This window comes from Microvirga terrae (genome assembly GCF_013307435.2).
Lineage (GTDB): Bacteria > Pseudomonadota > Alphaproteobacteria > Rhizobiales > Beijerinckiaceae > Microvirga > Microvirga terrae.
In genome coordinates this window covers 2768327-2793158 of the sequence record NZ_CP102845.1, presented here as the reverse complement: position 1 = coordinate 2793158, position 24832 = coordinate 2768327, and the positions used below count along the sequence as shown (strand labels likewise).

Genomic DNA, 24832 nt, shown 5'->3' with positions numbered 1-24832 from the left:
ATGGCGCCCGCTCTCGAAACCAGGGGCCTCATCAAGCGCTTCGGCGGCCTCGTGGCCACGGACAACGTGACGTTCAGGCTGGAGCAGGGCGCCCGCCACGCCCTCATCGGGCCGAACGGCGCCGGTAAGACCACGTTCATCAACCTCCTCACGGGAGTGCTCGCCCCCACATCGGGGCAGATCCTGCTGGAAGGTCAGGACATCACGCGCCTGCGGCCCGAACTGCGGGTCCAGCGCGGTCTTGCCCGAACGTTCCAGATCAACCAGCTTTTCCCGGCCATGACGCCCCTCGAAACGCTCGGCTTGGCGGTCTCCGAGCGCATGGGAGGAGGGCGCGACTGGTGGCGGGTGATCGGCAGCAAGCGCGAGATCGTCGACGAGATCGTCGAGATCGCGCAGCGCTTCCGCCTGACCGATGTGCTAGACGAGCGCACATCGAACCTGGCCTACGGTAAGCAGCGTCTGCTGGAGATCGCCGTCGCCTTCGCCTGCCGGCCGCGGGTGCTCCTGCTCGACGAGCCGGCCGCCGGCGTGCCGGAGGCCGAGCGGCACGAACTGCTCGCCACGGTGGCGGCTCTGCCGCGGGATGTGTCAGTTCTCCTGATCGAGCATGACATGGATCTGGTGTTCAGCTTCGCGGACAGGATCTCGGTCCTGGTCAACGGTGCGCTGTTCACCGAAGGCAGCGTCGACGAGGTCTCGACCGACCCGAGGGTTCGGGCGGTCTATCTCGGGGAGAGCATCGATGAGTGATCTTCTGCAACTCAGCCAGGTCTCCGCCGGCTACGGGGAGGCGGTCGTGATCTCGAACATCGACCTCCGGCTCAAACCAGGGGAATCCCTGGCGGTGCTCGGCCGCAACGGCACCGGCAAGACGACCCTGCTCAACACGATCATCGGCGTGACCCGGCTGCGCGGCGGCTCGATCCGGCTCGACGGCCGGGACGTCACGGCAATCCGCCCGGACAGGCGGGCGCTCGCCGGGATCGGCTGGGTGCCGCAGGAGCGCAACATCTTCAAGTCCCTGACCGTGGAGGAGAACATCACCGCGGTGGCGCTCCCCGGACCCTGGACGCTGGCCCGCGCCTACGAGATGTTTCCCCGCCTGAAGGAGCGTCGCTCCAATCTCGGCAACCAGCTCTCCGGCGGCGAGCAGCAGATGCTGGCCATCGCCCGCGCGCTCGTGCTCAATCCCAAGCTCATGCTGCTGGATGAGCCGACCGAGGGTCTCGCACCCATCATCATCGAGGAGCTGCTGGCGGCCCTGAACCGGATCATCCGTCAGGAGGGGATGTCCGCCATCGTGGTGGAGCAGCATGCCCAGAAGATCCTCGGCGTGACCGACAATGCCGTCATCCTCGACCGCGGCACCATCGTGCATGCCGGTACAAGCCGGTCGCTGATCGATGACCCGGCGGCTCTCGAACAGCATCTCGGGGTGACGGCCAAGAAGAAGCCGGCCCGGGTGGCCGCGCGTTAGATTTTTCATCTGGAGGAACGCCCATGCAACGCACCAAACCGCCTTTCCGCGCCGACATGGTCGGCAGCCTGCTCCGTACCGCTGCCTTGAAGGAAGCGCGCCACAAGCATCACGACGGCGAGATCTCGGACGAGGCCTTGAAGGAGGTCGAGGACCGCGAGATCCGGGCCCTGATCAAGCGTCAGGAGGAGATCGGCCTGCAGGCAGTGACGGACGGCGAGTTCCGCCGCGCCTTCTGGCACTTCGACTTTCTGGAGCATCTCGACGGCGTGACGTCCGTCGAGGCCGATTCCGGCATGAACTTCAAGGGAGGCGTCGGCATTTCGAAGGCGCTGCGGATCACCGGCAAGGTCGGCTTTTCCGGCCATCACCCGATGATCGACCATTTCCGCTTCGTGAAGGACAACACGGACCGGGTCGCCAAGATGACCATTCCGGGACCGAGCATGCTCCATTACCGCGGCGGGCGGAAGATGATGAACATGGGCGTCTACCCGAACATGGACGACTTCTACGCGGATGTCGGCCGGGCCTACAACAAGGCCGTTCACGCCTTCTATGATGCCGGCTGCCGCTATCTCCAGCTCGACGACATCTCGTTCGCCTATCTCTGCGATCCGGAGCAGCGCGAGATGCTGCGCCAGCGCGGGGACGATCCGGAAAAGCAGCCCGAGATCTATGCCGGCATGGTGCGCGAGGCGCTGAGGGACAAGCCGGAGGATCTGACGATCACCATGCACCTGTGCCGCGGCAACTTCCGCTCGACCTTTATCGCGTCGGGCGGCTACGAGCCGGTCGCGGAGGTGTTGTTCAACCGCATGCCGGTAGACGGCTACTTCATGGAATGGGACACGGACCGCGCCGGGGGCTTCGAGCCCCTGCGGTTCCTGCCGAAGGGCAAGTCCGTCGTTCTCGGCCTCGTGACCTCCAAGACCGGGATCCTCGAGAAGAAGGACGACATCAAGCGCCGGATCGACGAGGCGACGAAATATGTCGATCTCGATCAGCTCTGCCTCTCGCCTCAATGCGGCTTCGCCTCGACCGAGGAGGGCAACACCCTGGCCGAGGACGAGCAATGGGCCAAGCTGCGCATGATCGTCGAGATCGCCGAAGAGGTGTGGGGCAGCCCTGGCTCCGGAGCCCAGAAGGCGGCCTGATCGGGCAGGCGAGGGGACGGACCCTGCGTTCCCTCGCCATTCCCGTCACATGCGAGAGACATGCTGATGCAAGACGAACCGGTGCTCGACCTGGCCCATCTCGGCCACCTTGAACTGCTCACGCCGAAGCCCGAGGAGAGCCTGCGCTTCTTCGTCGACGTGCTCGGCATGACGGAGAGCGGGCGCCAGGGAGACTCCGTCTATCTCCGGGGCTGGGACGATTACGAGCGCCACTCGCTCAAGCTCACGGCGTCGAAGAAGCCCGGCATGGGCCACATGGCGTTCCGTGCCCGGAGCCCGCAGGCTCTGGAGCGTCGCGTGGCCGCCCTGAAAGGGTCGAGCTATGAGATCGGCTGGACGGATGGCGATCTCGGTCATGGGCCGGCCTTCCTCTGCCGCGATCCGGACGGGCATGTGGTCGAGCTCTATTACGAAACCGAGTGGTATCAGGCTCCGCCGGAACTGAAGCCGGCCCTGAAGAACCAGGCGCAGCGTTTTCCGGCCCGTGGCGTCAATGTCCGCCGGCTCGACCACCTGAACTGCCTTGCCTCGGACATCCGGGCGAACCGGGTTTTCTACGAGACTTATCTCGGGTGCCGCCTGACCGAGCAGATCGTCCTCGACGACGGCAACGAGGCCGGCATGTGGATGACGCTGACCAACAAGAGCTACGACTTCGCCTTCACGCGGGACCATACCGGCGCGAGGGGCCGCTTCCATCACCTGACCTATGCGCTCGACAGCCGCGAAGACGTCTTGAGAGCCGCCGACATCTTTCTGGAGGCCGGCGTCCCGATCGAGTCCGGGCCGCACAAGCACGCGGTGCAGCAGACCTTCTTCCTGTATGTGTACGAGCCGGGCGGCAACCGGGTCGAGGTCTGCAACGCCGGCGCCCGGCTCATCCTGGCCCCGGACTGGAAGCCGGTCGTCTGGACCGAGGAGGAGCGCAGGAAAGGCCAGGCCTGGGGCATGAAGACCGTCGAGTCGTTCCACACCTACGGGACGCCTCCAGTCGAGATCGACGACTAGGACGGATCCTTCCGGGACAACGGTCAGGCGTTTGCTGGATCTCAGGCTCGTGTTGGCGGCGCGAGCGGGACCCGGCGTTAACTTTACCGAAGCATTAACGCCGAACCCGTCACACCATTGCGTTGACTCATAAGAAAATATTTCCGAATTCTATTGTAGCTATATGTTGAAGCCCATGGCGGGTTGAGCTCTCACTCGGATGAGAACGGCTCAAAGGCATGATGCCGCCCCGCCATACCGGTGAGAGCCCGGTATATTTCACCAAAGACATCGTCCTTGTTCTTTCGGCCGAAAGGCCATTGGTAGCGTTATGGATCGGTCCGCCATTTCTACCGCGGCACCATCGATGGTGTCCGCCGGCCCCTGGCTGACGCGCCCGTTCAGAGGCCTGATCGGCCGCTTCGGGATCGGGTTCCTGATCCCGGTGATAGAGGCGACGCTGCTCATCACCCTGCTGGCGCTGGCGCTTCCCGTCGCGCTGCTTCAGGTCTACGACCGGATCCTGCCGAACAAGGCTATCGGGACCCTGGCGGTGCTTGCCACGACGGTGGCCATCGCGGTCCTTCTGGAGGCGCTGCTGCGCCACGTGCGCGGCCGGGTGCTCGCCCGTGTCGCGGCAACCTCGGAGGCCCAGGCCCATCGCCAGGCCATGCAATGCCTGCTGAATGCCCCTCTGTCCGAACTCGAGGCCCACGGCAACGGCTATTACGCCGAGCGCCTCTCGGCGATCGGCACCCTGCGCGAGGCCTGGTCCGGTCCCGCCCTGCAGGCGATGCTCGACCTTCCTTTCGCGCTGCTCTACCTCCTCGGCATCTGGTATCTGGCAGGTCCCCTGGTTCTGGTGCCCCTGACGCTTCTGGCCGGCGTCGGCCTTCTGGCTGCGCTGACCGGACACCGTGTTCGCCGCGCGGCACATGAGCTCGCGATGGCCGAGGAGCGTCGCTTCAATTTTCTCTTCGACACGCTGAACTGCATTCACTCCATGAAGGTGCTGGGCGCCGAGCCCTTGCTGGAGAGGCGCTACGAGCGCCTGCAGAACGGCTCCGCGCAACTGCGTCGGAAGCTGTCGCATCGGATTTCGTCCGGTCAGGAAGGCGGCATGCTGCTGGCCCAGGTCGCCACGGTGGGAGTCGCGGCCTTCGGGTGCCACATGGTTCTGAGCGGACAGCTCAGCGTCGGCGGGCTTGGCGCCTGCACCATGCTGGTCGGTCGCACGATGCAGCCTCTCCTCGGCGGCGTCGCCCTGTGGTCGCGCCTGCAATCGCTCAGAGAGAGCAAGCGGCGCGTCGCCGAGATCGGGGCGCTTCCGCAGGAACGCAGCGCCGGGCGGCCCGCCTTGCAGGTCCCTGCCGGTCACGTTCTTCTGCAGGACGTTCGGTTCCGGACCCCGCGCTATAGCGAATGGCTGTTCGACGGTCTCGACCTTGAAGCCCTGCCGGGCGAGATCGTCGGCATCACGGGCTCCAACGGATCCGGCCGTTCCGCATTGCTGCGCCTGATCGCGGGAGACCTCAAGGCGACGAGCGGACAGGTCCAGATCGACGGGCAGGATCTCGCCGAGGTCGATGTCGGGCCGGCACGGCGGCTCGTCGCTCTGGTGCCGCCGGATCCGGCACTGGTCCGGGGCACCCTGCTGCAGAACATGACCATGCATCAGCCGCAGCGCGAGGGTCTGGCCCTGCGCTTGGCGACGGAACTCGGTCTCGACCAGGTTGCCAGCGCCTTGCCGGGCGGCTGGCACACCCAGGTCGGTGTGGCCGCCACGCCCTTGCCGCGCGGCGCCGCCCAGCGCATCGGTGTCGTTCGTGCACTCGTCGAGGAACCGCGCATCCTGCTCCTGGACGACATCACGTCGCAGATCGACGGCGACAGCGATGCACGACTGGCCCGTCTCCTGGCGGACCTGCGGGGCAGGGTGACGGTGGTGATCGTCACGCATCGCCCCTCCACGTTGAACATCGCCGACAGGGTCTACGCGATCCGGGACAGCCGATTGGAGCGCGTGTCATGAACCTGGCCAAGGAAGACCGTTCGCGCTTTCCGCTGGAACTGCCGGAGGATCTGGTTGCGCCATCCGATCTCGCCCGCTGCCTGACGTCCATGCTGTGGCTGATGGAATGGTCCGGCAGCGCGGACGATCTGCTGTCGGCTCTGCCGCATGTCAAACCGGACCTCGACATCACGGACGTGCGGAACACTCTGGCCATCCTGGGCTATCCGACCCGCATGGAGCGCCTGTCGCGCGGGAGCCTCGACCCGAGGCGGCTGCCGGCGATCCTGCTCCCGACGGGCGGCGCAGCGGCAATCGTCTATCGCGACGAAGAGGGGAGAATCCTTCTCCTCGACGGGGCGACCGGCCACGTGGAGCCCTGCAGCCCGGAGACGCTTCGCGGGACCTTGATGCTCGTCATCGATGCGGATGTAGGAGCGTCGCGTCAGGGGTGGTTCAGCGGAATCGCCCGGCGGTTCCGCGGCGATCTGCCGGCGCTGCTCGGCATCAGCGGATTGATGGCGGTGCTCGGGCTCGCGGTGCCCGTATTCACCATGTCGGTGTTCGACACCGTGATCGCCGGCTATAGCCCGCAGACCCTGCCGATGCTGGTCGTTGGCGCGGCAATCGCCATCCTCCTTGAGGTCGCATTCCGGTCCATTCGCCAGCGGGCTCTGCTCAGCATCGCGGAACGGCTCGACCGGACCGTGCCGAGCGCCGTCTTCACGCAGCTCATGTCCCTGCCGACGGCCCTGGTGGAAAGAGCCGGAACCGCCTCCCAAGTCTCGCGGCTCCGCGATTTCGCGGCGATCCGTGAGTTTCTCACGGGCAGTTTCGCCGTCGCTCTTCTCGACATGCCTTTCACGCTGCTCGTCATCATCCTCATGGTGCTGCTGGGGGGCTGGATTGCGGTGGTTCCGGTGGGCACGGCCATCGGGTTCGTCGCCCTCTACCTCGTGTCCCGCGGCCCGATGCGACTGGCGATTGAGCAGGCCGCTCGGGCCAATCAGGCGCGGGAAGCGCTCGCTGTCGAAGCTCTCGAAACCGTCAGGACCCTGAAGCTCGTCGGGGCTGAGGAGCGCTGGATCGATCGCTATTCCGCCGCAGCGGCTGCCGCGGCCGTCGCCTCGGCCCGGGTCAGCACCTTGTCCGGGTCGGTTCTCGCCACGAGCCAAGCTCTCGTGACCCTGTCGGGTCTCGCCGCCGTCGTGATGGGAGTGCTCGCGGTTCTGGGCGGCTCGATGACCGCAGGTGCGCTGATTGCCGGGATGATGCTGATCTGGCGAATTCTCGGCCCGCTGCAGACCTGCTTCGTGATGCTGTCGCGCTGGGAGCAGACACAGGCCTCCATCCGGCAGGTCGACGGGCTGATGGCCCTGGAGACGGAACGGCCTCCGCCGCTCGAGGCGCGCATGGCGCCGCCGGAGCAGGGCGCCATCGTGTTCCAGCGCGTGACCCTGCGCTATCTTCCGCAATCCGAACCGGTTCTCGCCGGTGCCAGCTTCGCCATCCAGCCCGGTCAGGTCGTTGCCGTGACGGGTGCGGAAGGAAGTGGCAAATCGACCCTGCTTCTGCTGATCGCAGGGCTCTACAGGCCTCAGGGTGGACTCGTTCGGATCGACAGCCACGACGTGCGCTCCTTCAACCCCGCCGTGCTTCGTCGCAGCATCGGCTGGGTGCCGCAATCGCCCGGTCTTCTCTACGGCACGGTGGCGCAGAACCTGCGTCTCGCCCGCCCCAGCGCGTCGGACACGGAGCTCCGCGACGCGGCCGCGGAAGCCGGTGTCCTTGAGGCCATCGAGGCGCTGCCGCAGGGCTTCGACACCCGAGTGGGCGACAACCAGAGCGGCCGCCTGCCGCGCAGCATCCTGCAACGGATCGCCCTTGCGGGCGCCTTGCTGCGTAATGCGCCGATCCTGTTGCTCGATGAACCTGTCGCGGGTCTCGACGACGCCTGCGCGAAAGCCTTCACCGACGTCATCGCCTCGCGCCGCGGCCGTTGCACGATCCTGATGGCAACCCACCGGCCGAGCCACATCCGGCTGGCCGACCGCGTCCTGCGCCTGCGTGACGGTCAGGTGGAAGAACTCGACCAGCAGACGGCTCCTCCCGTCGGCCCCCGTCCGACGAGAGCTCCGATCGGCCCGTCCGTGGCGAACGCCGCCTTCGGTCATCTGTCTGCCGCCAACAACTCGAAAGTTGCATGATGAGCAAGACCGCACTCTCCGCCACGACCGGCGAAATCCTCCCGCCGATGGCGGACCGTCATGTCCTGCCGCGTGCAAGCCGCAAGCCGCGTCCCGACGGCCATGTGCTTGCCCTCGAAGAGCTGCGGGTGCATGGGCTCGAACGAACGGTCGTCCTCGGAACCGGGCTTCTGGTCGCCGCAGGACTGACCTGGGCGACGCTTGCCCATGTGCCGGAAGTCGCCGTCAGCGTGGGCGAGATCGCCCCGACCGTGGCGCCCGCGCCCGTTCAGCATCTCGAGGGCGGGATCGTCGCCGAGGTGCTCGTGAACGAGGGCGAATCCGTCGAGGAGGGGCAGGCTCTCATGCGCATGAACGATGCGATCGCGCAGTCGGAGCTGTCGCAGGCGCGTCATAGGCTCGAATCTCTCCAATTGCAGTCGGAGCGCCTTGCTGCAGCTGCCGAGGGCAACATGGTGGCTCTCGACCTTCGTGGGCGTCAGGGGCCGCTGGCCGGGGTCATTGCTCATGCGGGCGGAGAGGCTGAAACCTTGCCGCCCCTGGCCTCCGGGAAGTTCCTCGAGCCGCAGCGCGCGGCCCTGACCGCACGCCTGAAGGCCCTGGGCGACCGCGTTTCGGTTCTGCAGGAGCAGGTGGCGCAGCGGCGCGGCGATCTGGCAACGTTGGCGGGACAGATCACGTCCGTTCAGGAACAGATGGAGCTGCATTCCAAGGAGCTTGGAATTCGTGAGGACCTCGCCCGCAATGGCCTGACGACGCGTCTCTCGGTGCTGGAAGCGCAGCGCCTTTTCATGAGCGCCAAGGCCGAGCACGAGCGGCTGACCAGTCAGCGTGCCACAGCGCAGCGTAGTCTCGCCGAGGCCGAAGCCCGGGTCGTCGAGGCGCGGTCCGCGGCGGTCGACGAGGCGCGGCAGGAGGCGGCTCGCGTCGCCCTCGAGGTCGCCGAGACGAGTGACCTGGTCCACAAGCTGGAAGACAGGGCCGAGCGGATCGTGCTGCGCGCGCCGATCGGCGGCGTCGTGCGCGGGCTTGCCGTCCATCGCCCGGGAACGGTGCTGCCGCCCGGCGGACTGATCGCGGAAATCATGCCGCAGGACGCGCAGCTCGTGGCGGACGTCCGCCTGATGCCACGCGATATCGGTTTCATCGAGGTCGGCCAGCCGGTGCATGTGAAGGTTCAGGCCTTCGACTACGCGCGCTTCGGCTCCGTGGAAGGGACGGTGGAGCGCATCTCGGCCGGCACCTTCCTCGACGAGCAGCGGCAGCCGCACTACCGCGCCCGCATCGCCCTGAAGCAGCAGCATGTCGGCCATGACCCGCGTCACGCGCAGCTCGTCGCCGGCATGACCGTCCAGGCGGACATTACCACCGGCACCAAGACGGTGCTGCAGTATCTGCTGAAGCCGATCTACTCCGCCATCGCGGCATCCTTTCACGAGCGCTGAGCACATCCATGACCCAGCAACCTGATCTGACCATTCCATTCGATGCCAGCGTGGTCGACGAGGAGGCCCTGCGGGCCCTGCGCGCCGTGCAGCGGGCGGTTCCCGTCGGCGATGGCGGTGCCAGCGGCAATCTCGTTGGTGGAACGGAGGCGGTGGCGGCTTTCGGCATGGTGCCGGGAGCCCCGACGGGAGGCGGCTCCGCGGCAACCGCTGGGATCGCGCCGCTAGCAGAAACCCAGGCTGCCAGACCGATCGACGTGGCGCTCGGGAGGCTGGAGACGCCGTCTCTGTCCGGCTTGCCGATCGATATCCGGAGAGTCATTGCCGATGCTCCGGAGGTTGCTTCGACCCTCGTGCGATCGTCCGTCTCTGCGAAGGCGGGAGCGGTTGCAGGATCCTCCAGCACGCCGCCTTCCTCGACCGGGTCCTCATTTGAGCCTGGATTCGCAACCGTGGGTCCCTCCGAGCGTGAGGACCAGGCCGTCGTGGCGCCGCCTTCCGTAGACCAGCCGACGCCCGGGGAGCCTCAGCCCGAGGAGCCACGCGATACGATGGCCTCTCCTCCACGCGTCCAGGTCGCCGATGCGTCGGGCGAGGAGGATCAGCCGATCGCGCTCGACCTCACGGCCATCCTGGGCGACACGGACGGCTCGGAGGCGCTGTCGATCACGATCTTTGGCGTTCCCGAAGGCGCATCGCTGACCCATGGGACGCGCCAGCCGGACGGCAGCTGGACCGTGTCGCCGGCCGATCTGCAGCATCTCGGATTCGTTCCGCCGGAGAACTTCTCCGGCACCGTCAGCCTCACTCTGCGAGCCACATCGCAGGAGGTGAATGGCGGGACGTCGTTCGTCGATGCGCCGTTCCGGGTGCAGGTCCATGCAGTGGCCGACGCGCCGGCCGTGACGGTCGCCGACGCTCACGGACACGAGGACGTTCCCGTGAGCCTCGCTGGCCTCGGCGGCGCGTTGCGTGATACGGACGGTTCGGAGAGCCTCAGCTTCGTGCTCAGCGGAGTGCCCGAAGGAGCCACGCTCAGCGCCGGCACGGCGCTCGGTGGTGGCCGCTGGGCCCTGACGCCGGCACAACTCGAAGGCCTCACCTTCACTCCACCCCTGCAGGCATCCGGGTCGTTCACCCTGACTCTGACGGCTATCGCGACCGAAAGCGAGCCGGGCGTCCCGAGCGCCCGGACCTCGGCCACGTTCAACGTCGTCGTCGATCCGGTGGCGGATGCTGGCACGATCAGCGGGACGAGCATGGGATCGGAAGACGCCCCGATCCTGCTTCGCCCGACCTTCATGAGTCCGGATGCGGATGGATCCGAGAGCTGGGCCCAATTTACCCAGGTGGCGGGCCTCCCAGCCGGCGCCTCGCTCAACCGCGGCACCGAGATCGCGCCGGGCCTGTGGCAGGTCGCGACCGCGGATCTGCGGGCCGGGCTCGTGACCATCCGGCCCGCCGCCCACAGCGATGCCGATTTCACCCTGACGCTGACCGCGACCCTGATCGACAGCGCCAACGGCACGAGCGCCAGTCGCGTCGTGACCGGAACGCATTCCGTCACCGTCACAGCCGTCGCCGATGCCCCTTCGATCGCCGCCGCCGACGTATCGGGCGACGAGGACCAGCCGATTCCGCTCGACCTGTCCGCCCGGCTCGTCGACACCGACGGGTCGGAAGTTCTGTCTGTCAGCATTCTCGGTGTCCCGGACGGCGCCTCGCTGTCGCACGGCACGCGCCAGTCGGATGGCAGCTGGAGCGTGTCTCCGGCGGACCTCGGAGTCCTGTCGATCACGCCACCCAGGGATTTCTCCGGGACGATCCGCCTCACTCTCACGGCCGTCGCCACCGAGAGTGAGCCCGGCGTTCCGAGCGCTCGCAGCAGCACGACCTTCAACGTCATCGTCGATCCAGTCGCCGACGCCGGTACCGTTTCAGGCGCGAGCGCCGGACCGGAGGATACGGAGATCCTGCTCCAGCCGACCTTCGTCATTCCGGATGGGGACGGATCCGAGAGCTGGGCCGAATTTACCCAGGTGGCGGGTCTGCCGGCCGGCGCCTCGCTCAACCGCGGCACCGAGATCGCGCCGGGCGTGTGGCAGGTGTCGACGGCCGACCTGCAGGCCGGGCTCATCGCGGTTCGACCGGCCGAGCACAGCGACCAGGATTTCGCCCTGACCCTGACCGCGACGCTGATCGACAGTGTGGATGGCCGGAGCGCGAGCCGGGTCGTGACCGGAACACATACGGTTGCGGTGTCAGCCGTCGCCGATGCCCCCACGATCTCGGCGGCCAACGTGACCGGGGACGAGGATCGCCCGATCCCGCTGAAACTCTCGGCTGCTCTCGTCGATGCCGACGGGTCGGAAGTCCTGTCGGTCCGCATCCTCGGCGTGCCGGCGGACGCATCACTCTCGCACGGTGTACGCCAGGCCGACGGCAGCTGGAGCGTGCCGCCGACCGACCTCGCGCATCTCACCATCACGGCCCCGAAGGACTTTTCCGGCACGATCAATCTGACCCTCGAGGCAACCACCCGCGAGACGTCGAACGGCTCGATCGCAACCCGGAGCACCGGCTTCCAGGTGGAGGTCGACAACGTCTCCGACGCTCCGGCGGTCAGCGTCCAAGACGCGTCGGGACCCGAAGACCGATGGGCTGCCCTCGACCTCTCCGCCGCTCTGACCGATACAGACGGTTCCGAGACTCTGTCGGTCAGCATCCTCGGCGTTCCGCCTGGGGCTTCGCTGTCGCGCGGCAACCGCGCAGCGGACGGCAGCTGGCATGTGGATGTGGCGGATCTGTCGAACCTCTCCATCCTGCCGCCGGAGAACTTCTCCGGCACGATCAGCCTGACCCTGCGCGCGGTCTCGTTGAGCGAAAACGGCTCGACGGCGACGACCGATGCTCCTTTCCGGGTGCATGTGGAGGCCGTTGCCGACATCCCCCAGGCCGGCGCCCATGACGCGGCCACCAAGGAAGACCAGCCCGCGGGTCTCGACCTTTTGGGCGCTCTGACCGATATCGACGGTTCGGAAGTGCTGTCGTTCGTGATCGAAGGCCTGCCGCCGGGCGCCCAGCTGTCCGCTGGCAAGGACAACGGCGACGGCACCTGGAGCCTGTCTCCGGCACAGCTCACCGGACTCAAGATCACGCCGCCCGCCGACTGGAGCGGCACCATGGCCCTGACCCTGGTGGCTCAGTCGCGGGAAACGTCGAACGGATCGACCGCGACGACGCGGGTTCCCTTCAAGGTCGAGGTCGAGGCGGTCGCTGATGCTCCGCAAATCGTGGTTCACGACGTCAAGGGTCTCGAGGACACGCCGGTCGCGCTCGATCTGTCCGCGACTTTGAAGGATCGGGACGGATCTGAAGTGCTATCCGTCGCCATCTTCGGCGTGCCGGCTGATGTCGGCCTGTCCCACGGCATCCGGCAGCAGGACGGCAGCTGGAGCGTGTCTCCCGCCGATCTCCCGCACCTTTCGCTCATGCCGCAGAAAGACTTTTCGGGTGTGCTGACCCTGCGCATCGAGGCGACGGCGAAAGAAGGCAACGGCGATACGCGGACCAGCTCCGCCGCTTTCCGCGTCGAGGTCGGCGCGGTTGCCGATACGCCCGACGTCACCGTGGCGAACTTCTCCGGACGCGAGGATGAGCCTGTCGTCCTCAAGGGGCTCGGCGGAGCGCTGCGCGATCTCGATGGCTCGGAGAGCCTGAGCTTTCTCCTGACCGTTCCGGCCGGTGCAACCCTCAATGTAGGCGTCAAGCAGGCGGACGGACGCTGGCTTCTCACCCCGGCTCAGCTCGACGGGGTGATCCTCACGCCGCCGCCGAACGTCTCCGGCAGGATCACCTTGACGCTCACGGCCGTTGCGACCGAGAGCGACCCGAGCGCCCCGGCCGCTCAGAACTCGGCGCCGTTCACCGTGGATCTCGACCCGGTTCTCGACACGGGAACGATTGGCGGATCGGGCAGGGGCAACGAGGACACGTGGATCCGCCTGAAACCGTCATTCGGCACGCCCGATGTCGACGGATCGGAACAGTGGTCCGAAACGACTCAGATCATCGGAGTTCCGGCAGGCGCTACCCTCAGCCGAGGGACGCTCGCGGACGGCGTGTGGACCGTGTCCACGGCGGATCTGCAGGCCGGGCGGGTGTACGTCAAACCGCCAGTCAACAGCGATGAGGACTTCAGTCTGACTCTCAAGGCGACTCTGAGCGACACCGGCAACGGAAAGACTGTCCACGAGGAGGTGACGGGCACCTACGGCGTCAAGGTCCTGGCCGTGACGGACGCGCCGAACGTGAGCGCTTCGGACGTGTCCGGAAAGGAGGATCAGGCGATCGCGCTGGACCTCTCGGCCTCGCTGGTGGACACCGATGGCTCGGAAACCCTTGCGGTCAGGATCTATGGCGTCCCGAGCGGCGCCTCCCTGACGAAGGGCACACCTCAGTCCGACGGCTCCTGGCTCGTGGACGCAAAGGATCTCTCGAGCATTTCCCTGAAGCCTCCGGCGGACTTTTCGGGAACGATCGATCTGAGGCTCGAAGCGACCGCCAAGGAGACATCGACCGGCAGGACCGAAATGCGCGACGTGTCCTTCCAGGTCACGGTCGACGCCGTCGCGGATGCACCGGGGCTGCGGGTCGCGCCGGCCTTCGGCGACGAGGATACGGCCATTCCGTTGAACATGACGGCCTGGACCACCGATCGGGACGGTTCGGAAAAGATCGTCGAATTCAGGATCACGGGCATTCCGAATGGAGCGACCGTCCGCGCCGGTGGCATGGAACTGGTCGCGGTCGACGGGAGCGTGTTGGTCGATCCGGCGCAGGTGAACAGCCTGACCATCACGCCGCCTGCTCAATCGGACGCGGATTTCTCCGTGCGCGTGGTGGCGGTCTCGGCCGAGCCCAACGGCAGTACGGCCGAGAGCGAGCCGCGCGACATCCCGGTGACGGTGCGGGCGGTCGCGGACGCTCCGGTGATGGATGTCACCAGCGCCAGCGGCCTGGAGGATACTCCGATCGCCCTCAACCTCACGGCGACCCTTCCGGACAGCGACGGGTCCGAGGCGCTGAGCTTCGTGATCAGGGGCGTGCCGGATGGCGCGATCATGTCCCACGGTACCTATCGCGGCCCCGGCGTCTGGTCGCTGACGGCAGCGGAGGCCAAGGCGGTCACGCTGCTGCCGCCGGCCAATTTTTCCGGCACGATCAATCTGTCCGTGACGGCGGTCTCGCAGGAGGAGCGGGGAGGCGACGAGGCCAGGACGCCCGTCACGTTCCCGGTCGAGGTCAAAGCGGTGGTGGACGTACCCGCCGTCGGCGGTCTCGACGGGGTCTCTGGCAACTGGGGGGCCATGCACGGAACCGAGGATCGGCCCATCGCGCTGCGCCTCGATCCCGGCCTCACGGACAGCGACAATTCGGAGAAGGTCGTCGGCGACATTCTCATCAGCGGGGTTCCCGACGGAGCCGTTCTGCGCCTGGCGGATGACAGCGTCGTCACGCCGGACGAACACGGCGTCTACAGGATCGCCGCAAAGGACATGACCGGGATCACGCTCACGATGCCGCACGACAGCGACCGGGCGGCCACCCTCCACGTGACGATGATGATCGAGGACAGCGGCGGCGTGCGGGCGACGATCGGCGGTCAGATGGTGGTGGATCCGCTCGGCGATGCCGACACGCCGGTCCTGACTTTCGAACAATCGACCGGCACAGGCCATACCAGCATCAATCCCGACGACGGTCGGATCCCGCTTCACATTACGGCGCTCCCCGGCGACAACGACGGCTCGGAAACCTTGTATATCTGGGTCCGGAATGTGCCCGACGGCGCCGTTCTGTCCGCCGGCATCCCGGCGGGCGAAAAGCTGTGGCTGGTCCCGGTCGAGTCCCTGCCGACGCTGTCGATCCGTCCCCCGGCCGGGTTCACCGGGAGTTTCAATCTGACTGTGACCGCCGTCGGAGTGGAGCGCGAGGGCGATCAGGCCGACCGGACCGAAATCGTCCCGGTGACGGTCACCGCTCCTGTGGGTGGCGGCGAGGGCACCGGTGGCGGATCGGGCACCACGCCCGGCACCGCGCCGGTCGCGCAGGCTCCCGGCCTGACGGTGCACAATGCGGTCACGAACGAGGACAACGCGATTGTGTTGTCCATCGATGCCAATACCAACGACACGGATAGCGGTCGCGAGACCCTCGGCATCCGCATCGAGGGCGTTCCCGCCGGCGCGTACCTGTCGGCCGGCGTGCGGGACCCGGCGACCGGCGCGTGGGTGCTTCGCCCTGATCAGTTGACCGGACTGACCCTGACGCCCCCGGCCGACTTCTCGGGAACGATCACGCTCAAGGTCGCGGCCGTTTCCACCGAGGCCACAGGCAGCCAGACGAGCACGATCGCCGCGCTGAACGTCGACGTCACCCCCGTTGCGGACCATGCCGTCATCGGCGCCAATCCTCCCGCGGGCGTCGAGGACACGGGAGTCCCGCTCAACCTTTCCGTCACGGCGAGCGACCGCGACGGGAGCGAGAGCGTCACGTCGATCGTCATCTCCAATCTTCCGGCGGGCGCACGCCTGGAAGGCACGGGACTCATCGATCTCGGAGGGGGAAAGTGGCGGGTCGAAGCCGCCGATCTCGCGAGCCTGCGCTTCGTGCCGCCGCCGGACAAGTACGGGACCTTCGAACTGAAAGTCGAGGCGACGACTCAGGAAGGGAGCAACGGCGTCACGCAGAGCACGAGCCGGACGATTTCCGTTTCGGTCGCGCCTGCGGCCGATGCACCGACGATCGAAGTGCACAATGCGGCGGGGAACGAAGACGGGACCATCAGTCTCAACGTCTCGGCCCAGCTGACGGATACCGACGGCTCGGAGGTGCTTTCCGTGGTGATCGAGGGGCTGCCCGAAGGGGCGCGCCTGTCCACGGGCATCAACAACGGCGATGGCAGCTGGACGCTCACGCCCTCCCAGCTCGCCGGTCTCACCGTCACGCCGCCGGGCGACTGGAGCGGGACCATGAACCTGACCCTGCTGGCCCACGCGCGGGAGACGTCCAACGGCTCCGTGGCGACCACCCGCGGCACGTTCCAGGTGCAGGTGGATGCCGTGAGCGACGCGCCGGTCGTGAGCGCCCGCGATGCGTCCGGTCTCGAGGATCAGCCGATAGCGTTGAACCTCTCGGCAGCCCTGACGGACCGGGACGGCTCGGAGGTGCTGACGGTTGTCATCTCGGGCATGCCGGCCGGAGCTCGACTCTCCCATGGCTCGCCTCAGGGTGACGGCACATGGATCGTTTCGCCAGCCGACCTGCCGCACCTCGAAGTCACTCCGCCTGAGAACTACTCGGGGACGTTTTCGCTCACCATACGGGCCACGGCTCAGGAGAGCGCGGGTGTGCCCATTACGAGCGAGGCGAGCTTCCGCGTTCAGGTCGGTGCCGTTGCGGATGCTCCCGAGGTGATCGTGTCCGATGCCACCGGCAGTGAGGACACGACGGTCAGCCTTGCGGGCCTGGGCGGCTCCCTGCGCGATACGGACGGGTCCGAGACCCTGGAGTTCGTGCTCAGCGGCGTGCCTGCGGGGGCCAGCCTCAACGCAGGCATGAAGCAGGCAGACGGCAGCTGGCTGCTGACGCCCGCGCAGCTGACCGGTCTGACTCTGACCCCGCCTGCGCAGTTCTCGGGCGAGTTTACCCTCACGCTGACCGGGGTGGCCACGGAAAAAACCGGCGGGTCGACTGCCCGGACCTCGGCGGACTTCACGGTGAGCCTCAACCCTGTCGCGGATGCAGGGACGATCGGCGGCATGAGCGCGGGAGCCGAGGATACTTCGATCCTGATCAAGCCGACCTTCACCCTCCAGGACAACGACGGATCCGAGGCCTGGTCGGAGTTCACCCAGGTCTCGGGCCTTCCGACCGGCGCGAGCCTGACCGTGGGCTCCCAGCAGGCGCCCGGCACCTGGCTGGTCTCCACGTCCGACCTGCGGGCCGGTCTCGTATCGGTTCAGCTCTCGGGTCACAGCGATGCGGATTTCACCCTGACCCTCAAAGCGACCATCACCGACACGGGCAACGGCGTCACTTCGACCCGCGACGTCACCGGAACCCATCTGGTGACCGTTGCTGCGGTAGCCGACGCACCCGAGGTGACCGCCCGCGACGTGCTCGGGCAGGAGGATCATGCGATCGCACTGGACCTGTCCGCCGCCCTTGTGGACACCGACGGCTCCGAGACCCTCTCGGTGACCATTCTGGGAATTCCCGCGGACTGCAGGCTCTCGCAGGGCGAGGCGCTCGCCGGCGGCGCATGGCGGGTTCCTGCGGGGGCTCTGACGGGCCTCCAGCTCATCCCCGCCGACGACTGGCACGGGACGCTGCATCTCACCCTTCAGGCCACGAGCACCGAGGCGACCGGCGAGACCGCGACGACAACGACTCCCTTCACGGTGACCATCGAGCCGGTGAACGACGCTCCCGAGCTGACCCTGACCGCGCCGGCCCATGCGGGCGCGAGCGCGCATCAGGCCCACGCGATCGGGGCGGCCCAGGCGAGCGACATCGACAGCACCCAGCTCGGTGGCGCGACCATCACCTTGTCCGGCGGGCAGCCGAACGATCGTCTCGACTTCGACGGCTATGCCCTCCATGACCAGAACGGGCACCTGATGATCGGCGATACGGGCATCGAGGTGGTCGGCGGCGGCTATGTGGCCGGGGCCCTGACGCTGAGCGGCCACGCCAAGCCTGAGACCTATGCTGCGGTGCTTCAGTCTCTCGTCCTCGAGAGCAGCGATGCCGCGGGGCTCGCGGCCGGATCCAGGAGCATCTCGGTCACGTTGCACGACAGCGAGGGCGCGACCTCTACGCCGAGATCCGTCGAAATCGTCGTGGACGAGCCCCCGCCGGCAGCACCGGAGGTTCACGGCCTCGCCGCCGGGGCGGATTCCGGAACGACCCAGGAACTCTCCGGATCGGACATCCTCCTGCTGATGGCGGACGGGGTCCTCGATCCCGGCCACGACGCCTCGAGCGCCTGGACGGATCAGGTCAGTGCAGGCGATCCCCATCACGCCGGGCCTCATCCGTCGCCGGGGCTCGATCAGCCTGTCGCGGACACTATTCAGCCCATCGACGATCTTCACATCGATACGGCGCGCACGCATTGGTCGTGAGAAGGGTGTGCGAGGAGGGCTCACGCCCAGAGATCGGGCCATCTCGGTTGACGTATCCGGTCGAGCGGCCTTAGAGAAGGATGCGTGCCGGTGCGGATTTTTCCCGCATCCGGAGGGGTGGCCGAGTGGTTTAAGGCAGCGGTCTTGAAAACCGCCGTGGGTGCAAGCCCACCGTGGGTTCGAATCCCACCCCCTCCGCCATTCTCCGCGGGTCCTTCGGCGCCGCCTCACGCAATGGGAAGGGCTTTGTTAACCAATTCCTTGCAAATGTGGTCCGCTGTCTTCGGGAGAGTCGCGTCGTGACGTCTGTTGCGAGCATCATCGGCTAAGCTTCTGCGAATGGTGGAGAAATTGATTTTGCCGGTGCCGACGCTCGTCGATTCCATGCTCCTTGCCGCGTTGCCGGCTAAGGCTGCGTGGCATCGAGATCGCTAATCTGGTTGGGTAAGGATCGCGTCTATCGCCCTGCAAAGCAAAAGCTTTTTTCGATTTGTTTTAATGTTGCCGATATGGCAGCTTTGCCATTGACAAGCGGAGCGGTTTAACCTCCTTTTAAGGACTTGATAAGCACTTTGGCTTGATGTCCGCGCATGGGAGGAGACCCCATGGGCCGAACAGACGATAGGATGCGAGACGATATGGCTTGTGATCGCGCTGAAGCGAAGACCGGAGTGAAGGGACGGGCCTCGTCCTTCAATCAAAGGGCTCTCCTCCGCATCGCAGGTGTGACCGCGATCGCCCTGACGGCAGCCAACTGCTCCTCGAATGTTCGGGGCGGCATCGATCCCAAATACGGCGTGGCCCCGAGCCCGAAGGTCGTGGCCGACGGGCAGCCGATCCCGAAGGGCGGCGGCCGCGACATGGTCGGCAAGCCCTATGTGGTCGCGGGCCGCACCTACGTTCCGAACGAGACCCCACGCGCCAGCGAGGGACTTGCCTCCTGGTATGGTTCTAACTTCCACGGCCGCATGACGGCCAACGGCGAGGTCTTCGACCGCGATTCCATTGCCGCCGCCCATACGACCATGCCGTTGCCGAGCTACGCCCGCGTCACGAACCTGCAGAACGGCAACTCGATGATCGTTCGCGTGAATGACCGCGGACCCTTCCACGGTAACCGGGTCATCGACGTGTCCGAGCGGGCCGCCGCGGCCCTGGGCTTCCGGCAGTCGGGGACGGCGCGGGTTCGGGTCGAGTATGTCGGACGCGCCTCCACCAACGGCAGCGACGACCGCATTCTCCTGGCCAGCCTCAGGACGGACGGCACGCCGGCGACCCTGACCGGGTCGGCCCCGACCATGATCGCCCGGGCGGCGCCGCAGCCGAACGCACCCCGCCAGGCCATCGCCCTCCGCACCTACGAGCCTGACGACGAGGCTTATTCCACCCCAGCTCGTCCGGCCCAGGCTGCCGGTGCCGCAATGGCCAGCAACGTGCCGCTTCCGCCGGAGCGCCCGTTCGACCTCGGGACGATCCCGAGTGCGGCGAGCCCGGTCGCGCGGATCAGCTCGGCGGCTCCCGGGACCGTTCCTGCATCGCGTCCGGTGGTCGCGAGCCTTTATGAGGCGCCGGCCGGCAATGCGCAATCCGGTTTCCAGAGAGCAGGCGCCTATGCGCCCGCCAACCCGGAGAAGTTCGTGCTGCGGTAGCAGATCGCCTTCGACCGGCCTGATCCGCGTAACATGCCGCACAGAGCAGCGTAGCCGGACGTTGATTTGTTGTTGACGCGCCACAGATTCGGGGTCTCCTAAGGGAGGATCCTGGAGAATTTGACGATGCGTCACGTTAAGGTCGCCCGCTGCTTGGCGGCGATTGGTTTGGCATGGGGTGCCATCTCGCTCTCGGCCGCATGGCCGCAGGCCGCGAAAGCCCAGAATTTTCAGACCATGGCGCCTACGGCCATCCTCATGGATGCCGGCAGCCATGCGGTTCTCTTCGAGAAGAATGCCGATGAGGCGACTGTGCCGGCCAGCATGGCCAAGACCATGACGGCCGAGGTCGTCTTCAACGAGATCAAGAATGGCCGGCTGAATTTCGACAGCGAGTTCACGATCTCGGAGAATGCCTGGCGCAAAGGGGGAGGGGGATCGGGCGGCTCAGCCATGTTCGCCAGGGTGAACACCTCGATCCGACTCGAGGATCTGCTGCGCGGTCTCATCATCCAGTCCGGCAATGACGCGGCCATCGCGATCGCCGAGGGCGTTGCCGGTACGGAAGACAACTTTGCCCGCATGATGAACGAGCGGGCCAAGCAGATCGGACTGACCAAGACGACCTTCCGCAACGCGACGGGCTACGGGCATCCTGAGCAGAAGACCACCGTCCGGGACCTGGCGAAGCTCGCCCTCCACATCATCGAAACTTATCCCGATCTCTACAAGATCTTCGGAGAGCGCGAGTTCACCTGGAACAAGATCCGCCAGCAGAACCGCAATCCACTGCTGTTCCTCGATATCGGGGCCGATGGGCTGAAGACGGGCAATATCGATGAATCGGGTTTCGGTCTCATCGGCTCGGCCGTCCAGAACGACCAGCGTCTCATCGTTGTCGTGAACGGCCTCAAGACGGCCAAGGACCGGGCTGCGGAATCGCGCAAGCTCCTGGACTGGGGCTTCCGGGCCTTCGAAACCCAGCAACTGTTTGCCGAGGGACAGGTCGTTGGGGAAGCTCAGGTTTTCGGCGGGAGCCGGCGCTCGCTGCCGCTTGTGTCGCAGAAGCCGGTTCGTGTACTTGTGCCTCGTGGAGAGGGCGAACGGGTGACTGCGCGCATCATCTACACCGGCCCCCTGAAAGCCCCCGTTCAGAAAGGGGCCGAGGTGGCCCGGCTCCAGGTCAACCGCGGGGACATGCAGGCTCTCGACATGCCGCTTTACGCCAACGAGGACATTCAGGAAGGCACGCTGAGCCAGCGTGCCCTGGATGGCCTGCTGGAATTCAGCACCGGCTGGGTCCGCCGCGCATTCACGAGCGTGATCGAAGGCATTTGATGGCAGGCTGCTTCATCACCTTCGAAGGCGGGGAGGGCGCTGGCAAGTCGACACAGATCGAGAGGCTCAAGGCCCGGCTGTCGGAGATGGGACAGCCCGTTCTCGTGACCCGCGAGCCCGGCGGATCTCCCCATGCCGAGGAGATCCGCGCCTTCATCCTGGAAGGCCATGCCAAGCATCTTGGGCCGTTCGCGGAAGCCCTCCTGTTTGCCGCCGCCCGGATCGACCATCTCGACAAGACGATCGTGCCGGCACTCACGAGCGGAACCCACGTTCTGTGCGATCGCTTCGCCGATTCAACCCGGGCGTATCAGGGCTCCCTCGGCAATATCGACAAGGGGCTGATCGACCGGCTCGAGACCATCACTCTCCGGGGCGTGAAGCCCCACCTGACGCTCATTCTCGATCTGCCGGCGGAGACGGGGCTCGCCCGGGCGGGAGCGCGGCAGGCCGGTAAGGGTGAGGGCGCGGACCGGTTCGAGAAAGAGGATCTCTCCTTTCATCAGTCTCTCCGTCAGGCTTACCTGTCCATCGCCCGGGCCGCGCCGGAACGGTGCGCCGTGATCAACGCGGATCAGAATCCGGACGAGGTCGCGGCTGCGATCTGGGCAGCACTGCGCGAGCGCCTTCCCCAGGTGACGGAACCGCCTGCGAGGTCGCTCGATGTCGCGTGACGTTCAAGGGGGCGCTGAGCCCGATCAGCTCGAGGGAGCCCCTCATCCCCGGGAGCAGTTCGCGTTCTTCGGCCACAGGGAAGGTGAGGAGGACTTCCTGGAAGGGTTGCGCAGCGGCCGACTTCATCATGCCTGGCTCATCGGCGGCGCTCAGGGGATCGGCAAGGCCACTCTGGCCTACCGGGTCGCCCGCACCGTCCTCGATCCTCAGCGGAGCCGCGATCGCGCCATTGCGAGCCTGGACGTGCCCCATGGCACGCATGCGGCACGCCAGGTGGCGGCCCTGTCCCACCCGAACCTATCGGTTCTGAGAAGGGCGCCCGCCACGGACAAGAAGGGGCCGTCCGCGACCATCCCGGTCGACGCGGTCCGACGGGCGCTCGCCATGTTCGGCTCGACTGCGGCCGACGGAGGATACCGGGTCTGCATCGTCGACAGCGCCGAGGATCTGACGATCTCGAGTGCCAATGCACTGCTCAAGGTGATCGAGGAGCCGCCGCCGCGGTCGCTCTTCCTCATCGTCAGTCATGCGCCCCAGAGGGTGCTTCCCACCATTCGGTCCCGTTGCCGCCGGCTTCTCCTTCGCCCCCTGGAGGATCGCGACATCCGGGCGGCGATAGGGTCCCTTGGCTCGCCCTGGAGCGATATCCCGCAGGATCTGGTGGATCAGGCCCTGCCTTACGGCGAGGGCTCCGTCCGGCGCACCTTGGAGTTGCTCGACGCCGAGAAAGTCGCTTTCATCGACCAGGTCACCCGTCTCCTGAACGGATTGCCGACGACCGATGCCAGACAGGTCCTCGCGCTCGCGGAATCCCTCTCCCGCCGGGATGCGGACGACAGCTACGCGCTGGCCCTCGAAACAGTGGAGCGCTGGGTCTCCGAGCGCCTCCACGAGCAGGCGGGTCTCGGCGCGTCCCGCCTTGCGCCTTTGGTAGAGGTATGTGAGAAGATCGGCCGTTCGGCGCGGGAGATCGACGTGTTCAACCTCGACCGCCGGCCCTTCATCCTGACGATGTTCGACGATCTCGCCGATGCGGTTCGGCGAGCGGCTTGAAGCTTCGTTTCTCGAAGGTTTTTGATTTCAGGGCTTAGGATCCGACATGGCCGACAAGCAGAAATTCTACATCACCACGGCTATCTCGTACCCGAATGGGGCTCCCCATATCGGTCATGCCTACGAGGTCGTGGCGTCCGACGCGATCGCCCGCTTCAAGCGCATCGACGGCTATGATGTCTTCTTCATGACCGGTACGGACGAGCATGGCCTGAAGATCCAGCAGACGGCCGACAGGAACGGCACGACCCCGAAGGCCTTCGTCGACGAAATGGCCGCGAAGTTCAAGGCCATGGCCGACCGGCTGGACTGCTCCTACGACCGGTTCATCCGGACCACGGATTCCGATCACCTGCCCTCGACCCAGGAACTCTGGCGCCGGATGCAGGAGAAGGGCGACATCTATCTGTCGAAGTATTCCGGCTGGTACTCGGTGCGGGATGAAGCCTATTACGACGAGAGCGAGTTGACGAAGCAGCCGGACGGCAGCTGGCGCGCGCCGACCGGCACTCCGGTCGAATGGATCGAGGAGGAAAGTTACTTTTTCCGTCTCTCCGCGTATCAGGACAGGCTCCTCGCGCTCTACGAGGCCAGCCCGGATTTCATCAGTCCGGAGACCCGCCGTAACGAGATCACGAGCTTCGTGCGGTCTGGGCTGCAGGATCTCTCGATCAGCCGGACGACCTTCAACTGGGGTCTGCCGGTGCCGGGCGACCCGAAGCACGTCATGTACGTGTGGATCGATGCCCTGAACAACTACGTCACGGGCTGCGGATTCCCTGACGCGAGCGATCCGCGCTGGCACTACTGGCCGGCCGATGTTCATATCATCGGCAAGGACATCGTGCGCTTCCACACGGTCTATTGGCCGGCCTTCCTGATGTCGGCCGATTTGCCGTTGCCGAAGCGTGTCTTCGGGCACGGGTTCCTGCTCAACAAGGGCGAGAAGATGTCGAAATCGGTCGGCAACGTGGTCGATCCCTTCGACCTTGCCGACACTTACGGGGTCGACCAGATCCGCTATTTCTTCATGCGCGAGGTGCCCTTCGGGCAGGACGGGAACTACTCCCACGAGGCGATCGTCAACCGCATCAATGCGGACCTGGCGAACGATCTCGGGAATCTGGCGCAGCGATCGCTTTCGATGATCGCCAAAAACTGCGACGCCGCCGTCCCGCAGCCGGGCGAATTCACCCAGGCGGATCAGGATATTCTCTGGCTGGCCGACGCTTTGCCCGGAAAGGCTAGGGCGGCCATGAAGGATTTCTCCGTGCATACGACCCTGGCTGAGATCTGGGCCGTCGTGGCGGAGGCCAACCGGTATTTCGCGTCTCAGGAGCCCTGGGTTCTGCGCAAGAGCGATCCGGCGCGCATGAATACGGTGCTCTACGTGACGGCCGAGGTGCTCCGCGCCGTCGGCATCCTGGCTCAGCCTTTCGTTCCGACGGCCGCGGCAAAGCTGCTCGATCTGCTGGCGGTTCCACCGGAGGGCAGGGTGCTCGCGGCGGTCGGACCGGAGCACCGTCTGGCGGCCGGCATGGCCCTGCCGCAACCTGGGCCGATTTTCCCGCGTTATATCGAGGCGGAGGCGTCCTAACGCGTCCGTTTTGAACGGCCC

The 24832-nt window shown here is 66.4% G+C and carries 13 protein-coding genes and 1 tRNA gene; all 14 read left to right on the top strand.

Annotation, left to right across the window (positions count from 1 at the left end):
* The 14 genes from HPT29_RS13180 (at position 1) to metG (ending at position 24811) form a co-directional block, all read left to right on the top strand.
* Complete coding sequence (locus tag HPT29_RS13180; protein ID WP_173948279.1) at positions 1-753, top strand: ABC transporter ATP-binding protein; 753 nt, start codon at positions 1-3, stop codon at positions 751-753.
* A complete protein-coding gene (locus HPT29_RS13175; protein ID WP_173948278.1) occupies positions 746-1480 on the top strand; it encodes an ABC transporter ATP-binding protein in 735 nt (244 codons plus the stop codon). The genes HPT29_RS13180 and HPT29_RS13175 overlap by 8 nt, the downstream gene beginning before the upstream one ends.
* A 23-nt stretch (positions 1481-1503) precedes the next feature.
* Positions 1504-2637 carry a 5-methyltetrahydropteroyltriglutamate--homocysteine S-methyltransferase gene (locus HPT29_RS13170; RefSeq protein ID WP_173948277.1) on the top strand — a complete coding sequence of 378 codons (1134 nt, stop codon included), beginning with the start codon at positions 1504-1506 and terminating at the stop codon, positions 2635-2637.
* A gap of 66 nt (positions 2638-2703) precedes the next feature.
* Positions 2704-3666 (top strand): catechol 2,3-dioxygenase, encoded by a 963-nt coding sequence (locus HPT29_RS13165; RefSeq protein WP_173948276.1) that lies wholly within the window; start codon positions 2704-2706, stop codon positions 3664-3666.
* A gap of 346 nt (positions 3667-4012) precedes the next feature.
* Positions 4013-5677 carry a peptidase domain-containing ABC transporter gene (locus tag HPT29_RS13160; RefSeq protein ID WP_173948275.1) on the top strand — a complete coding sequence of 555 codons (1665 nt, stop codon included), beginning with the start codon at positions 4013-4015 and terminating at the stop codon, positions 5675-5677.
* Positions 5674-7863 carry a peptidase domain-containing ABC transporter gene (locus HPT29_RS13155; protein ID WP_173948274.1) on the top strand — a complete coding sequence of 730 codons (2190 nt, stop codon included), beginning with the start codon at positions 5674-5676 and terminating at the stop codon, positions 7861-7863. Before HPT29_RS13160 ends, HPT29_RS13155 begins: the two co-directional genes overlap by 4 nt.
* On the top strand, positions 7860-9308 hold the full coding sequence (locus HPT29_RS13150; protein ID WP_173948273.1) for an HlyD family type I secretion periplasmic adaptor subunit: 1449 nt from the start codon (positions 7860-7862) through the stop codon (positions 9306-9308). The genes HPT29_RS13155 and HPT29_RS13150 overlap by 4 nt, the downstream gene beginning before the upstream one ends.
* 8 nt (positions 9309-9316) lie before the next feature.
* A complete protein-coding gene (locus HPT29_RS13145; protein WP_173948272.1) occupies positions 9317-18499 on the top strand; it encodes an Ig-like domain-containing protein in 9183 nt (3060 codons plus the stop codon).
* 111 nt (positions 18500-18610) lie between these two features.
* A tRNA-Ser gene (locus HPT29_RS13140) sits at positions 18611-18700 on the top strand.
* Between the two features lie 437 nt (positions 18701-19137).
* Complete coding sequence (locus HPT29_RS28725; protein WP_173948271.1) at positions 19138-20148, top strand: septal ring lytic transglycosylase RlpA family protein; 1011 nt, start codon at positions 19138-19140, stop codon at positions 20146-20148.
* 126 nt (positions 20149-20274) lie between these two features.
* The gene (locus HPT29_RS13130) at positions 20275-21486 is read left to right on the top strand and encodes a D-alanyl-D-alanine carboxypeptidase family protein (protein ID WP_173948270.1); all 1212 of its coding nucleotides are present in this window, start codon (positions 20275-20277) and stop codon (positions 21484-21486) included.
* Entirely contained in the window at positions 21486-22160 is a 675-nt protein-coding gene (gene tmk / locus HPT29_RS13125) for a dTMP kinase (protein WP_173948269.1), read from the top strand. Before HPT29_RS13130 ends, tmk begins: the two co-directional genes overlap by 1 nt.
* Positions 22150-23214 carry a DNA polymerase III subunit delta' gene (locus HPT29_RS13120; RefSeq protein WP_173948268.1) on the top strand — a complete coding sequence of 355 codons (1065 nt, stop codon included), beginning with the start codon at positions 22150-22152 and terminating at the stop codon, positions 23212-23214. Before tmk ends, HPT29_RS13120 begins: the two co-directional genes overlap by 11 nt.
* Before the next feature lie 46 nt (positions 23215-23260).
* Positions 23261-24811, top strand: a complete 1551-nt coding sequence (metG, locus tag HPT29_RS13115; RefSeq protein ID WP_173948267.1) for a methionine--tRNA ligase — start codon at positions 23261-23263, stop codon at positions 24809-24811.
* The last annotated feature ends 21 nt before the right edge of the window (positions 24812-24832 follow it).